This window comes from Serratia marcescens (assembly GCF_029846115.1).
Lineage (GTDB): Bacteria > Pseudomonadota > Gammaproteobacteria > Enterobacterales > Enterobacteriaceae > Serratia > Serratia marcescens_L.
The window spans coordinates 3203016-3216065 of the sequence record NZ_JARVZZ010000001.1; the positions used below are offsets into that span (position 1 = coordinate 3203016).

Consider the following 13050-nt stretch of genomic DNA (forward strand, 5'->3'; position numbering starts at 1 on the left):
CTGGCGCCGCCGGCGCTTTATTCTATGCGCTACCCTGAATTTTTATTTCGCCACTGGGCGAAAGGCCGTGTACCGGCAAAGGTGCATTCGTTTATACATGGAGTCATTGATGGCAAGCAGCAACTTGATTAAACAACTGCAAGAGCGGGGCCTCGTTGCCCAGGTTACGGATGAGGAAGCGTTAGCGGAGCGACTGGCGCAAGGGCCAATTGCACTGTATTGCGGTTTCGATCCGACCGCTGACAGCTTGCATTTGGGCCATCTGGTTCCTCTGTTGTGCCTGAAGCGCTTCCAGCTGGCCGGCCACAAGCCGGTGGCACTGGTGGGCGGCGCCACTGGCCTCATCGGCGATCCGAGCTTCAAAGCGGCGGAGCGCAAGCTGAACACCACCGATACGGTGAACGAGTGGGTCGAAAAGATCCGCAAGCAGGTTTCTCCGTTCCTCGATTTCGACTGCGGCAGCAACAGCGCCATCGCGGCCAACAACTACGACTGGTTCGGCGGCATGAACGTGCTGACCTTCCTGCGTGACATCGGCAAGCACTTCTCCGTCAACCAGATGATCAACAAGGAAGCGGTCAAGCAGCGCCTGAACCGCGACGACTCCGGTATCTCCTTCACCGAGTTCTCCTATAACCTGCTGCAGGGCTACGATTTCTCCGAGCTGTACAACCGCCACCAGGTGGAGCTGCAGATCGGCGGTTCCGATCAGTGGGGCAACATCACCTCGGGTATCGATCTGACGCGTCGTCAGCACCAGAAGCAGGTGTTCGGCCTGACCGTGCCGTTGATCACCAAAGCAGACGGCACCAAATTCGGTAAAACCGAGGGCGGCGCGGTCTGGCTGGCGCCGGAAAAAACCAGCCCGTACAAGTTCTACCAGTTCTGGATCAACACCGCCGATGCCGACGTCTACCGTTTCCTGAAGTTCTTCACTTTCATGAGCCTGGAAGACATCAACGCGCTGGAAGAAGAAGACAAGAACAGCGGCAAGGCGCCACGCGCCCAGTACGTGCTGGCGGAAGAAGTGACCGGCATGGTGCACGGTGCGGAAGGCCTGGCGGCCGCCAAGCGCATCACCCAGAGCCTGTTCTCCGGCGCGCTGCACGACATGACCGAAGCGGACTTCGCCCAGCTGGCGCAGGACGGCATGCCGACCATCAAACTGGACCGCGACGCCGACCTGCAGCAGGCGCTGGTGAATGCCGAGCTGGTGCCGTCACGCGGCCAGGCGCGCACCATGATCGGTTCCAACGCGGTGACCATCAACGGCGAGAAACAGTCCGATGCCGAATACCGCTTCAGCGATTCAGACCGTCTGTTCGGCCGCTACACGCTGCTGCGCCGCGGCAAGAAACATTACTGCCTGGTGGATTGGCAGTAAGCGAATAATAACGGTAAGGGGCCCTGGCGGCCCCTTTATTTTTGCGCAGCCGCCAGGCTGCGGTATTCCGAACGAGTTCTGTCGATGAAAAACATTTTTTCTATCCAGTCGCACGTGGTGTTTGGTCACGCCGGCAACAGTGCGGCGGAGTTCCCCATGCGCCGCATGGGCGTCAACGTCTGGCCGCTGAACACGGTGCAGTTCTCCAACCATACGCAATACGGCCAGTGGACCGGCTGCGTCATGCCGGCCAGCCATCTGACCGAGATCGCGCAGGGCATCGCCAATATCGATCAGCTGAAACGCTGTGATGCGGTGTTGAGTGGCTATATCGGTTCGCCGGAGCAGGGCGACCATATTTTGGAGATCGTGCGCCAGGTTAAGCAGGCGAACCCGAATGCCTGGTATTTCTGCGATCCGGTGATGGGGCATCCGGAAAAGGGCTGCATCGTGGCGCCGGGCGTGGCCGAGTTTCACTGCCGCCAGGCGCTGCCGTGCAGCGATATGATGGCGCCGAACCTGCTGGAGTTGGAGATGCTGAGCCAGATGGCCGTCGCCGACGTGGCCGATGCGGTGCAGGCCGCCCGAGCGCTGATCGCCAAAGGGCCGCGGCTGGTGCTGGTCAAGCACCTGGCCCGCGCCGGCTATCACGCCGACTGTTTCGAAATGCTGCTGGTGACGGCGGACGAGGCCTGGCACATCAGCCGGCCGCTGGTGGATTTCGGCGCGCGTCAGCCGGTCGGCGTCGGCGATTTGACCAGCGGTCTGCTGCTGGTGGATCTGCTGAAGGGCGAGGCGCTGGATAAAGCGCTGGAGCACGTCACCGCCGCCGTGTATGAGGTGATGCTGACCACGCAGGAGATGGGCGAGTACGAACTGCAGGTGGTGGCGGCACAGGATCGGATCGTGCAGCCGCGCAGCGAGTTCAAAGCGGTCAAACTGTAAGTGGCATTCGGCCCCGGCGACAGCCGCCGGGGCCCGATGTTTACTTCAATCCCTCGGCGTTCAGCGCCGCATCCACCGCCGGGCGAGCCGCAACGCGATCGAACCAGGCCGCCAGATGGGCGTGCTTGCGCACGTCAAACTGCAAAGCGAACGCCCAACGCAACACGGTGAACAGGTAGGCGTCGGCCACGCTGAAACGGCTTCCCAACAGGAAGTGCTGCTTCGCCAGCACCGAATCCAGATAGCTGAACTGCTGCTCCAGCTTGGCACGCGCGATGGTTTTGTATTCTTCCGGCGTTTTCGGGTTGAACAGCGGGCTGAACCCTTTGTGCAGCTCGGTGGCGATGTAGTTCAGCCATTCGATCGCGTGGTAGCGCGACAGGGTACCTGCCGCCGGGATCAGGTTGCGGTCCGGCACGCGGTCCGCCAGGTATTGCACGATCGCCACGCCCTCGGTCAGCAGGCTGCCGTCATCCAGCAGCAGCGCCGGTACCTGTCCTTTGGGGTTGATAGCGAGGTAATCGGCGCCGCTCTCGGTTTTCTTCTGCGCCAGGTCGACCTTCTCCGCCGTAAAATCCAGCCCTGCCTCACGCAGCACGATATGCGGGGACAGCGAACAGGCGCCGGCTTTATAGAACAGTTTCATCGGAAGCTCCTTGTTGATGACGAATGACGGGCATGCTTAACCTCTCATCGTAGTCCCATAGCGCCAAAATTACAGCGGCTTAGCTAACATATTTAACCGATGATCGCCTCGGCGGGCTGCAGCTGCGCCAGCGTTGCGGCGATCTGCTGTTGCAGCGCCTGCGGCGCCACCTGCATCGGCGAGCGCAGCTCGTTGGCGATCAGCCCCTGCTGGGCCAGCACCGTCTTGACCGGCGCCGGATTGGGGAAGCTGAACATCTGGTGGATCATCGGCAGCAGCTCGTAGAAGTTGCTGCGCGCCGCGGCCAGATCGCCGGCGGCGACCTGCTGCGTCAACTGGACGAAACGTTCCGGGTGAACATGCGCGGCGGCGGAGATGGCGCCGGTGCCGCCGAGACACAGCGTGGTGAGGATCAGATTGTCTTCCCCGGTCATCACATTGATTTCGCCGTCGGCGATCAGCGCCATGGTGGTGTCAGGGTTGCCGCCGCAGTCCTTGATGGCGGTGATGCGCGGGTGGCGTGCCAGCCGGCGCAGCGTGGCCAGTTCCATGGCGATGCCGGTGCGCTGCGGAATGTTGTACAGGATAACCGGGACGGTTGAGGCGTCGGCCAACTGGGTGAAATAGTCGATCAGGCCGCATTGCGAAGGGCGGATGTAGTAAGGCGCCGGGATCAGTACGCCGGCGATGTCGCGCAGCTGAATGGCCTGCTGCATCTGCAGCGTGGCGGCCATGTTATTGCCGGACAGGCCCATCACCACCTGATGGGCGGGCGCCACGTCCAGCACGGCGTCGAGCACCGCCAGCTGTTCTTCTTTGCTCAGCGCGGCGGCTTCACCGGTGGAGCCGCAGACCACCAGACCCTCGATGCCGGCGTCGAGCAGGTGCCGCGCCAGGCGTTTCACCGCCGGCAGATCGACGGCATCCTGATTGAAAGGGGTAACCATCGCCACCCAAATACCCGAAAATGAGGCCATAAAATATTCCTTCTGTGTGACCGACAGAGAAGCCAGATGAGAAAATTGAAGGCGGGGCGTTGCGTGCCATCCAGTCAGCTCATCTGACGGGACAGCTCGCCCCGGTCAAATGAGCGTCTGTTTCTTCGATTTAACCGCCGCCAAACCGCCAACGGGCAACGCAGGTATCATCAGCATGTCAGCGTTGCGTGGGTAGGCCATGGCGGTCTCGTGAAAAGGGGAAGTGGGGTGATAATGAATAGTCTTCATCAGGCTGTCAATTTACAACAGATTGATAACATTGTTATTCATGATTCGTCAGCGAGGATGAGTTTGGCTAATAAATAAAAATCCCCGCAGCGGCGGGGAGGGTTTGGCCGGCTCAGCGCGGCGGGCGGGAGCCGATGGTGGCGGACCAGCTGAAGGTGTCGCCGCTCGGCCGGTAGCGGTTGGCCTTGCGTTCTGCACGCTCCGCCTTGGCGAGCTTCGCTCTGGCGGCCATGATGCGCGCCACCACTTCATCCTTGACCTTGTGCTGTTCGGCGTTGGTCAGCGGCCTGCCATGGCTTTTGCGCGCCTTGTCCAGTTCGGTTTTCACTTCCCGCTGTTCGCTTTCCGTCATCTCTTTCAACGTCAACTTTTTCATCTGTGCCGCCCGTTCGGTGAAGTTGGCTTTCAGTTTAACGGTGTTATGTGACCGAAAATGTTATGGGCATAACGAAAATGCCCGCTAAGCCCACGTTACACCTCTTCCAGCAGATCGTCGACAAAGCGCCGCATGCGTTCGGTGCGCAGCTCGGCCATGTGTCGCCCGGCGGCGGTCTGGAAGCCGTCTTGCAGTTTGAACAGCTTGGTTTCGAAGTGGTCCAGGCTGAAACGCTTGTCGTCATATTGACGATGTTCGGCCCGCGGGTCGGCGGCATCATACAGCGCGCTGCGCATGCGGCCGCCGATATAGAAGCAGCGCGCCACGCCGATGAGGCCGATGGCGTCGAGGCGATCGGCATCCTGCAGGATCTTCGCTTCCAGCGTTTGCGGGGGGATGCCGGCGGAAAAACTGTGCGCTTCGATGGCGTGAGCCACCGCCGCGATATCTGCCGGCGCCCATTCCAGCCGGGTCAGCGTCAGCGTGGCCTGCTCCGCCGCCATGCGCGAGGCCAGATGGCGCTGGGGTGAGTTTTTTTCCACCGCGACGGCGTCGTGCAGCAGCACCGCCGCACAGAGAATGCGACGGTCGCCGCCTTCCAGCTTGCTGATCCGACGGCAGTTCTTCCAGACCCGGTGCAGATGTGCGACGTCATGCGAACCGTCGTCCGACTCGAGGGTAAGCGGCAGCAGCGTTTGCGCCAGCGCCTGGTAGGGGGAGAAAGGTTGTAACAGCTCTTGCGTCAGTGAGGGTAAAGACACGTTCAGCTCCTGTTGGGGAAATCGGTCAATCAGCATAGCCGCGTCGGATGCCGGGAGAATGACAGAAAAACGGCTATTGTTTACTAAAGTGCAACCCACTATTGTCATAACTGCGGTTTTTGCAGCGAAACAAGCAACCTAGAATAGCCGCATTCCGCCGTCTCCGCTTGGTGAGAGCCTGTGTCCGCGGAGATGGCCGGAATATCCTCATCAGCCATTGGAGAAGAGACATGCCAACCCCTCTTGAGATAGTGCGCGCAACCTATGAAGGCAGTTCCGAAGAAAACGGCCGTAATCTGCTGGCGGCGCTGGCCCCCGATGCCGAGTGGACCGAGGCCGCCGGTTTCCCTTACGCCGGTACCTATATCGGCCCGGAGAACATCATCAAGAACGTGCATCAGCGCCTGGGTAGCGAATGGCAAGGTTACCGCGCCGACGTCGATCACTTTTACGACGCCGGCGACAATGTGATCGCGCAAGGTTTTTATCACGGCACCTACCGGGCCACCGGCAAATCCTTCAGCGCCTCTTTTGCGCATATTTATACGCTGCGCGCCGGCAAAATCGTGAAGTTCGTGCAGATCGTCGACAGCGCTAAAGTGCTGGAAGCGATGCAGCCTTAATCGCCGCTGCGCTTGCCGAATTTGCGGTCGAACTCGCGCCGGTAACCCCGAGCCTTGTTGCGATCGCGGATCCACAGATAGCCGCACACCAACGCAACCGCTCCCGAGAAGGTGACGTTGCGCATATCCCGGTCATACCAAAACACCAGCAGCGCATCCAGCGCCGCAATCAGCGCGATCCATTTATACATATGGGATTGACGCCGCGTGGCGGCATTGAGTCGCTTTAACTGTCTGGCTTCGTCCAACACCGGTTTTTGCTGCATAGCGTTTCGTTATCATCAGGCTGTTCACGCTAAATTAGCAGAATTTCCCTCACCGTCGCAAAGATTAACGCGCGGCGTCATGCGGTTTTCCCCGCCCCTGGCGCGGCGCAGAAAATTTGTGCGCGGGTGCTTGAATTGTCCATTGGGCGTGGTAGGTTATTTATTCGCTATTTTTGGGTTTTTATTCAATATTCGCCGTGTCATCAAGCTGCAGCACTGGGCGGTTAACGTGATGGGTTCGATACATGCGGCGGTTAACTTCGGCAGGAGGATGTGATGAACGATAGAACGGCACGCCCGCAGGATGTGGTTCAACAACAGCTTGACGCCTATAACGCCCGCGACATCGACGCTTTTATGGCCTGCTGGGCGGACGACGCGCAGTATTTCGAGCATCCCGACACGCTGCTGGCCAGCGGCAAGGCGGCGATCCGCGAACGGCATCTGGTGCGTTTCCAGGAGCCGAGTCTGTATGGCGAACGGATAAAACGCATGGCGGTGGGGAACATGGTGGTCGATCAGGAAGTGGTGACGCGCAACTTCCCGCAGGGGCGCGGCAAAATGGATGTCATCGCCATCTACGAAGTGGAACAGGGGCGGATCGCCAAAGCCTGGTTCAAGATCGGCCCCTGCGTGCCGGATGAGGGTGCGCTCTAGCCGCGCATTATTGCAACGCCATCACCGCCTCTATCTCTACGCACACCTGCGGTGAGAACAACGCGCTGACCGCCACCAATGAACAGGCCGGCAGCGCGCCATCGAAATAGTCAAACAGCACCGGGCGCACGCCCGCCAGATCGGCGATGTCGGTCAGGAACACGCTGATTTTAATCAATGCCTTGAGATTCACGCCTTCGCTGGCGGCGATGGTCGCCAGCTGTTCGAGGATCTCCTGCGTCTGTTCCGGCGCGCTCAAGCCTTGCGCGTCGGTGGCGAAGGCCGTCAATCCCGACACGTACAGGCGATCGCCGTGGCGCACCGCATGTACATAGGGGCCGCCCGGCGTAGGCAACTGCGGATAATTCGTGCGTTTTAATGATGTCATGATCAAACCCCGCGCAAGACCGGTTAATAAAATCGACAAACTTGGTTAGGATACTGGGGAAACGGCGGCCAGACGCCGCACACCGATGATATTTGAGAATATCATCCCTCTTTATTTTATACGTCGTCTCTCACGCGAATGTGACAGTGCGGCGCAGATCGGCCACAAGGACGCATGAGACGATGAACCCGCTTTTTACTCCCTACCTGCAACGCTGGCAACTGGAACAGGACGGCAAAGCCTTCGAAACCCACAGCAGTCTGCTGATGCCGGTGCGTTACCGGGGCGAGGCGGCCATGCTGAAGATCGCCCGCGAGCAGGAAGAGCGCTTCGGCGGCCAGCTGATGTGCTGGTGGCGCGGGGAAGGCGCCGCGCAGGTGCTGGCGTGGCACGACGACGGCATCCTGCTGGAGCGCGCGCAGGGTGAAGGCTCGTTGGCGCAGCTGGTGCGTGACGGCGACGATGAGCAGGCCACGCAGATCCTCTGTCGGGCGATCGCCGCCTTGCATGCGCCGCGAGCGGAACCGTTGCCCGAGCTGATCCCGCTGCAGGAGTGGTTCAGCTCGCTGTGGCCGGCGGCGCAGGCGCATGGCGGCATGCTGCGTCTCAGCGCCACGACGGCAGCGGAGCTGCTGAGCAGCCCGCGAGAAGAGAGTGTGCTGCACGGCGATATCCACCATGACAACGTGCTGGACTTCGGCGAACGCGGCTGGCTGGCGATCGATCCCAAACGCTTGTACGGCGAACGGGGTTTCGATTACGCCAATATCTTCTGTAATCCCAACTACGGCATCGCCACCGATCCGGCCATTTTCCAGCGGCGCGTGGAACAGGTCTGTCGCTTGGCCGGGCTGGAGCGCCGGCGCTTGCTGCAATGGATCCTGGCCTGGTCGGGGCTCTCCGCCGCCTGGTTTATGGAAGACGGGCAGGCGGCGGATATCGACTTCCGCGTGGCCGAGCTGGCGGCGCGCGCATTGGATCTCCCGCTGCCGGACGGCGATTCAGGGTTCATCCTGCCAGTAATCGAGCGAGGTTGAAGGGCGCTGCAGGTAGCGTACCTGCTCACCGTCTGTGCTGCGCGCCATCGCCTGGTATTTGCCGGAATCCGGATACATCACCAGCTCAGGCTGCTCGCGCGTGCTGACGGACAGGTACTTCAGCGGCGCATCGGAGGTGTTGATGATCTGGTGCGGATATTCCGGGCCCGGCGGAATGAAGATGACATCCCCGCTGACGATCGGCAGCATTTCTCCGGCCACCCGCAGCGTACCGCTGCCTTCCAGAATGATGAACATTTCCTCCTGAGCGTAGTGAAAATGATAGGGGCAGGAACGCATGCCCGGCGCCACGCAATCGAAGGAGGCGCCCAGCTTGTCGGCGGCGGTGCCGGTGCCGAGGCGAGCGCCAACGCTGTCATACAGCGGCGGCCGCCGATCGTGTTGCTTATCTACCCGTTCGACATTGCGTATCAAGCGCTGAGCTAACAGCGCGGCTTTCTCAGTCATAGGCTTCCTTGGTGACAATGTCACTTATTATGTGAATTGACATTCAGACGACAGAGAAAGTGAAGGCGTCGCCGCCGAGCTTGTCAATGCGCGGCGTGCGTTTGGCATTTTATGCTGCCGTTCCTCGCCGCGGCAGCGACAGCAGCAGATGGGCGATGGCGCCGCCGACAATGCCCCAGAAGGCCGAACCGATGCCCAGTAACGTGACGCCGGAGGCGGTGATGAGGAAGGCGATCAGCGCTGCGTCGCGCTGTTTCTCATCATGCAGCGCGCGCTGCAGGCTGCCGCCGAGGGTGCCGAGCAGCGCCAGCCCGGCGATGGTATGGATCAGGGCGACCGGCAACGCGCTGAACAGCAGGCCGATGGCGCCGCCGAACAGCCCGGCCAGCAGGTAGAAACCGCCGGCGGCCACCGCGCCCATATAGCGCCGCTGCGGATCGGGATGCACGTCCGGCCCCATGCAGATGGCGGCGGTGATCGCGGCGATGCACACCGAGAAGCCGCCGAACGGCGCCAGCAGCAACGCGGTCAGCGCCGTCCAGGCGATCAGCGGTGACGTAGGCACGCGGTAGCCCGCCGCCTGCAGCGTGGCGATGCCGGGGGCGTTCTGCGAAGCCATGGTCACCACGAAGAAGGGTACGCCGATGCCCAGCAGTGTCGGCCAGCTGAAGTGCGGCGCGATAAATTCCGGCATGGCGAACGCCGGCGCATGCTGTGTCAGCTGGATATTGCCCTGCAGCGCGGCGATCGCCAGCCCGGCCGCCAGCGTCAGCACGATGGCGTAGCGCGGTTGATAACGGCGGCTGAGCAGATAGGCCAGCGCCATGCCGGCGCTAAGAGGGAAATTGAGCTGCAGCGAAGCGAAGGCGTCCAGACCGAAACGCAGCAGGATCCCCGCCAGCATCGCGGCGGAAATCGCCTGCGGAATGTAGTCCATCAGGCGGGCGAACAGCCCGGTGATGCCACACAGCAGGATCAGAGCGGAAGCGAAGATAAACACGCCGATCGCCTCGTTGATCGGCGTGCCGGGCAGGCTGGTGACCAGCAACGCCGCGCCGGGCGTCGACCAGGCGGTGAGGATCGGCGTGCGATAGTAAAGCGACAATCCCAGCGAGGTGACGCCCATCGCGATCCCCAGCGCGCTCAGCCAACCGCCGATCTGCGCCGGCGTGGCACCCGCGGCGGCGGCGGCCTGGAAAATGATTGCGGCAGAGCTGGTGTAACCCACCAGAACGGCGACAAAGCCGGCCATGACGGCGGGCAGGGTCAGATGGCGCAGGGAGAGGGCTGGGCGCATGAGAAGCTCCAATCGGTGGTTGTGCGTTATAACGCACGTTGAGAAATCAGCATAGCACCGTGCGCTATAGCGCACAAGCGGGTATAATTGGGCTCGACACGCAGAGGAGAACTGGATGCAGGAACTTGCCGGCCATTTGGCACACACCCTTCGCACGCTGCGCGCACAGCGCGGTTGGAGCCTGACGCAGGCGGCGGAATACACCGGCGTCAGCAAGGCGATGCTCGGGCAGATCGAACGCGGCGAATCCAGCCCGACGGTGGCGACGCTGTGGAAGATCGCCACCGGTTTCAACGTGGCGTTCTCCGCTTTTCTCGAAGCCTCCCCCGCGCAGCAGCAGGCGACGCTGCACCGCTACGGCGATCTGCCGGTGTACGATCAGGACAACGCCGATATGCGCGTGGTGCCGCTGTTTCCCTACGATCGCCAGCTGGGTTTCGATATGTTCGTCATCGATCTTGCGCCGGGCGCGCTCAGCGAGTCGTCGCCCCATGAGCCGGGCGTGATCGAGCATGTCATCGTGATCAGCGGCCGGTTGGAGTTGGCGATAGACGGCGAATGGCACAGCCTGGCCGCCGGCGAGGCGATGCGCTTTCAGGCCGATCGGCCGCACGCTTACCGCAACGCCAGTTCACAAACGGTGCGTATTCACGATCTGATCCACTATCCTCAATCCTGACTCAACGCGGCGGCCACGGGCTTTGACTCCGCGCCGCCAAACGCCTACCTTGTTGAAAATGACTCTTATTTCACAGGCTGTCGCCCACGACGGGGCGGCGTTGCAGCCGACTCAAAAGGAGCTTGATTTTGCCGGTCACCAATCGACGTCAGTTTATTAAACTCAGTGCACAAACCGCAGGAGCCGTATTCGCGATGACTTCATTACCCAACAGTATCCGCCTGGCGATGGCGGCGGAAGGCGGCGCGGCCGCCGGCGATGGATTCCTGTGGCTGGAAGAGCTGCAGGGTAAAAAAGCGCTGCAATGGGTGCAGCAGGAAAATCAGCGCACCGTGGCGCGTTTCGGCCAGGGCGAAGACTTTCAGCGCATTGAGCGCGAAGTCCTGGATATCCTCAATAAAGACACCCAGATCCCGTGGGTGAGCAAACGCGGCGAGTACTATTACAATTTCTGGCAGGATCAGGCCAACCCGCGCGGCCTGCTACGGCGCACCACGCTGGACGAGTACCGCAAAGCCAAACCGGCCTGGGAAACGGTGCTGGATATCGACGCGTTGGGCAAGGCGGAGGGCAAGGATTGGGTCTATCAGGGCTCGCAGCCGCTGGCGCCGGAATACCGCTATTGCCTGATGCAGCTGTCGCCGGACGGCGGTGACGCCACCGAAATCCGCGAATTCGATCTGGTGGCCAAACGCTTCGTCAAAGACGGCTTCAACGTGCCGGTGGCAAAAAGCCGGATCTCCTGGGTTGATCGGGACACGCTGTTCATCGCCACCGATTTCGGCCCCGGCTCGATGACCCAGTCCGGCTATGCGCGCATCGCCAAACGCTGGCGGCGCGGCACGCCGCTGAGCGCCGCTGAAACGCTGTACGAAGCGCAGCCCGATGACATGGCGGTCTTCGCCTATCACGATCGCACGCCGGGCTTTGAGCGCGATTTCGTCGGCCGTAGCCTGGATTTCTATCGCCGCGACTATTTCCTGCTGATGCAGGACGGCCGGCAGAAAAAAATCGACATCCCGGCCGACGCCGAGCTGGATACGCATCGGGAATGGCTGCTGATCAAACCGAGCAGCGACTGGGACGTGGGCGGCAAGCGTTATCCGTCCGGCGCGCTGCTGGCGGCCAACTTCGATGACTATCTGGCGGGCAAGCGCGAGCTGCAGCTGCTGTTTACCCCGACGGCGGAGCAGGCGCTGAGCGGCTACAGCGGCACCCGCGATCATCTGATCCTCAGCATCATGGATAACGTGGTCAACCGGCTCGAAGTGCTGACGCCGCAGGGTGGCAGCTGGCAACGTCGCCCGCTGGGCAAGCCCGGCGCCATCAGCACCATTTCCGCCGGCGGCATCGACGAAGAGAGCAACGCTTATTTCCTGACTGTCAGCGGGTTCCTGCAGCCGACCTCGCTGTACATGGGCAACCTCGACGACGGTGAGGCGACGTTGCTGAAACAGGCGCCGCAGGATTTTGATGCGTCAGGCTACCAGGTGAGCCAGCATTTTGCGCGCTCCAAGGACGGCACCCGCGTGCCGTATTTCCAGATTGCCACCAAAGATCTCAAGCTGGACGGCAGCACGCCGACGCTGCTGTATGGCTACGGCGGGTTTGAAGTGCCGCTGCTGCCGGGCTATCTCGGCGGCAAGGCGCCGGCCTGGCTGGAGCGCGGCGGGGTGTATGTGGTGGCCAACATCCGCGGCGGCGGCGAATACGGCCCGGCCTGGCACCAGGCGGCGCTCAAGCAGAATCGCCATCGCGCCTACGAGGATTTCGCCGCCGTGGCCAAAGATCTTATCGCGCGCAAGGTGACCTCGGCGCCGCATTTGGGCGCGCGCGGTGGCAGCAACGGCGGCCTGTTGGTGGGCAATATGCTGACGCTGTATCCGCAGCTGTTCGGCTGCATCGTTTGCGAAGTGCCGCTGCTGGACATGCAGCGCTATACCCAGCTTTCCGCTGGCGCGTCGTGGATCGCCGAATACGGTGACCCGAGCAAGCCGGAGGAGTGGGCCTACATCAAGACCTTCTCGCCGTACCACAACATTCAGGCGCAGACGGCCTATCCGCCAGTGCTGTTCTATACCGCGACCAGCGACGATCGGGTCAACCCGGCCCACGCCCGCAAAATGGCCGCGCGCATGCAGGCGATGGGGTATCAGCAGGCCTATTTCTATGAAAATACCGAAGGCGGGCACAGCGCCGCCGCCGACAAGCAACAGGCGGCATTCCACAGCGCGCTGGTAAGCGAATTCATGTGGGCCAACCTGAGCGGCAAATCCAAGCCAGCGTAAGCCTTTTTC

At 61.6% G+C, this 13050-nt stretch carries 15 protein-coding genes; 7 read left to right on the plus strand and 8 right to left on the minus strand.

Annotation, left to right across the window (positions count from 1 at the left end; all coding sequences use genetic code 11):
• Window positions 1-109: 109 nt before the first annotated feature.
• Window positions 110-1384: a tyrosine--tRNA ligase gene (gene tyrS / locus QDT79_RS15180; RefSeq protein WP_048323245.1), complete on the plus strand. Its 1275-nt coding sequence runs from the start codon at window positions 110-112 to the stop codon at window positions 1382-1384.
• Window positions 1385-1468: 84 nt separating this feature from the next.
• Window positions 1469-2329 (plus strand): pyridoxal kinase PdxY, encoded by an 861-nt coding sequence (gene pdxY, locus QDT79_RS15185; protein WP_308316669.1) that lies wholly within the window; start codon window positions 1469-1471, stop codon window positions 2327-2329.
• A 40-nt stretch (window positions 2330-2369) separates the two neighbouring features.
• On the opposite strand, the gene gstA is transcribed toward pdxY, so the two are convergent.
• From gstA to QDT79_RS15205, 4 genes are all read right to left on the minus strand, one after another.
• Window positions 2370-2975, minus strand: coding sequence for a glutathione transferase GstA (gene gstA, locus QDT79_RS15190; RefSeq protein WP_016927904.1), 606 nt, complete (start codon window positions 2973-2975; stop codon window positions 2370-2372).
• 92 nt (window positions 2976-3067) lie between these two features.
• Window positions 3068-3952: a 4-hydroxy-tetrahydrodipicolinate synthase gene (dapA, locus tag QDT79_RS15195; RefSeq protein WP_308316670.1), complete on the minus strand. Its 885-nt coding sequence runs from the start codon at window positions 3950-3952 to the stop codon at window positions 3068-3070.
• A gap of 361 nt (window positions 3953-4313) precedes the next feature.
• The gene (locus QDT79_RS15200) at window positions 4314-4577 is read right to left on the minus strand and encodes a YjbD family protein (protein ID WP_004938373.1); all 264 of its coding nucleotides are present in this window, start codon (window positions 4575-4577) and stop codon (window positions 4314-4316) included.
• Window positions 4578-4672: 95 nt separating this feature from the next.
• Window positions 4673-5374: an HD domain-containing protein gene (locus tag QDT79_RS15205; RefSeq protein WP_063989728.1), complete on the minus strand. Its 702-nt coding sequence runs from the start codon at window positions 5372-5374 to the stop codon at window positions 4673-4675.
• A gap of 194 nt (window positions 5375-5568) precedes the next feature.
• Between QDT79_RS15205 and QDT79_RS15210 the strand changes: the two genes are divergently transcribed.
• Entirely contained in the window at window positions 5569-5961 is a 393-nt protein-coding gene (locus tag QDT79_RS15210; RefSeq protein WP_004938379.1) for a nuclear transport factor 2 family protein, read from the plus strand.
• On the opposite strand, the gene QDT79_RS15215 is transcribed toward QDT79_RS15210, so the two are convergent.
• Entirely contained in the window at window positions 5958-6227 is a 270-nt protein-coding gene (locus QDT79_RS15215) for a hypothetical protein (RefSeq protein ID WP_004938382.1), read from the minus strand. The two genes, QDT79_RS15210 and QDT79_RS15215, sit on opposite strands and share 4 nt — an antisense overlap.
• Before the next feature lie 276 nt (window positions 6228-6503).
• Here QDT79_RS15215 and QDT79_RS15220 point away from each other — a divergent pair, with 276 nt between their 5' ends.
• On the plus strand, window positions 6504-6884 hold the full coding sequence (locus tag QDT79_RS15220) for a nuclear transport factor 2 family protein (protein ID WP_063989729.1): 381 nt from the start codon (window positions 6504-6506) through the stop codon (window positions 6882-6884).
• Between the two features lie 7 nt (window positions 6885-6891).
• Here QDT79_RS15220 and QDT79_RS15225 read toward each other — a convergent pair whose 3' ends face one another.
• Entirely contained in the window at window positions 6892-7272 is a 381-nt protein-coding gene (locus QDT79_RS15225) for a RidA family protein (RefSeq protein ID WP_038874872.1), read from the minus strand.
• Window positions 7273-7454: 182 nt separating this feature from the next.
• Here QDT79_RS15225 and QDT79_RS15230 point away from each other — a divergent pair, with 182 nt between their 5' ends.
• A complete protein-coding gene (locus tag QDT79_RS15230; RefSeq protein ID WP_063989730.1) occupies window positions 7455-8309 on the plus strand; it encodes an aminoglycoside phosphotransferase family protein in 855 nt (284 codons plus the stop codon).
• Here the strand turns inward: QDT79_RS15230 and QDT79_RS15235 are convergent.
• Window positions 8274-8777, minus strand: coding sequence for a cupin domain-containing protein (locus QDT79_RS15235; RefSeq protein WP_130017997.1), 504 nt, complete (start codon window positions 8775-8777; stop codon window positions 8274-8276). The two genes, QDT79_RS15230 and QDT79_RS15235, sit on opposite strands and share 36 nt — an antisense overlap.
• Window positions 8778-8886: 109 nt before the next feature.
• Window positions 8887-10074, minus strand: coding sequence for a benzoate/H(+) symporter BenE family transporter (locus QDT79_RS15240; RefSeq protein ID WP_149559692.1), 1188 nt, complete (start codon window positions 10072-10074; stop codon window positions 8887-8889).
• A gap of 115 nt (window positions 10075-10189) precedes the next feature.
• On the opposite strand from QDT79_RS15240, the gene QDT79_RS15245 reads away from it, so the two are divergent.
• Both QDT79_RS15245 and QDT79_RS15250 read left to right on the plus strand, forming a co-directional pair.
• Window positions 10190-10753 (plus strand): helix-turn-helix domain-containing protein, encoded by a 564-nt coding sequence (locus QDT79_RS15245; RefSeq protein WP_033638405.1) that lies wholly within the window; start codon window positions 10190-10192, stop codon window positions 10751-10753.
• Window positions 10754-10947: 194 nt separating this feature from the next.
• Complete coding sequence (locus QDT79_RS15250) at window positions 10948-13041, plus strand: prolyl oligopeptidase family serine peptidase (protein ID WP_308316671.1); 2094 nt, start codon at window positions 10948-10950, stop codon at window positions 13039-13041.
• The last annotated feature ends 9 nt before the right edge of the window (window positions 13042-13050 follow it).

What these genes read in the sequence shown, in the direction of transcription:
- tyrS (WP_048323245.1), top strand. Translation starts at nt 110, where the DNA reads ATGGCAAGCAGCAACTTGATTAAACAACTGCAAGAGCGGGGCCTCGTT.
- pdxY (WP_308316669.1), top strand. Translation starts at nt 1,469, where the DNA reads ATGAAAAACATTTTTTCTATCCAGTCGCACGTGGTGTTTGGTCACGCC.
- gstA (WP_016927904.1), bottom strand. Translation starts at nt 2,975, where the DNA reads ATGAAACTGTTCTATAAAGCCGGCGCCTGTTCGCTGTCCCCGCATATC.
- dapA (WP_308316670.1), bottom strand. Translation starts at nt 3,952, where the DNA reads ATGGCCTCATTTTCGGGTATTTGGGTGGCGATGGTTACCCCTTTCAAT.
- QDT79_RS15200 (WP_004938373.1), bottom strand. Translation starts at nt 4,577, where the DNA reads ATGAAAAAGTTGACGTTGAAAGAGATGACGGAAAGCGAACAGCGGGAA.
- QDT79_RS15205 (WP_063989728.1), bottom strand. Translation starts at nt 5,374, where the DNA reads ATGCTGATTGACCGATTTCCCCAACAGGAGCTGAACGTGTCTTTACCC.
- QDT79_RS15210 (WP_004938379.1), top strand. Translation starts at nt 5,569, where the DNA reads ATGCCAACCCCTCTTGAGATAGTGCGCGCAACCTATGAAGGCAGTTCC.
- QDT79_RS15215 (WP_004938382.1), bottom strand. Translation starts at nt 6,227, where the DNA reads ATGCAGCAAAAACCGGTGTTGGACGAAGCCAGACAGTTAAAGCGACTC.
- QDT79_RS15220 (WP_063989729.1), top strand. Translation starts at nt 6,504, where the DNA reads ATGAACGATAGAACGGCACGCCCGCAGGATGTGGTTCAACAACAGCTT.
- QDT79_RS15225 (WP_038874872.1), bottom strand. Translation starts at nt 7,272, where the DNA reads ATGACATCATTAAAACGCACGAATTATCCGCAGTTGCCTACGCCGGGC.
- QDT79_RS15230 (WP_063989730.1), top strand. Translation starts at nt 7,455, where the DNA reads ATGAACCCGCTTTTTACTCCCTACCTGCAACGCTGGCAACTGGAACAG.
- QDT79_RS15235 (WP_130017997.1), bottom strand. Translation starts at nt 8,777, where the DNA reads ATGACTGAGAAAGCCGCGCTGTTAGCTCAGCGCTTGATACGCAATGTC.
- QDT79_RS15240 (WP_149559692.1), bottom strand. Translation starts at nt 10,074, where the DNA reads ATGCGCCCAGCCCTCTCCCTGCGCCATCTGACCCTGCCCGCCGTCATG.
- QDT79_RS15245 (WP_033638405.1), top strand. Translation starts at nt 10,190, where the DNA reads ATGCAGGAACTTGCCGGCCATTTGGCACACACCCTTCGCACGCTGCGC.
- QDT79_RS15250 (WP_308316671.1), top strand. Translation starts at nt 10,948, where the DNA reads ATGACTTCATTACCCAACAGTATCCGCCTGGCGATGGCGGCGGAAGGC.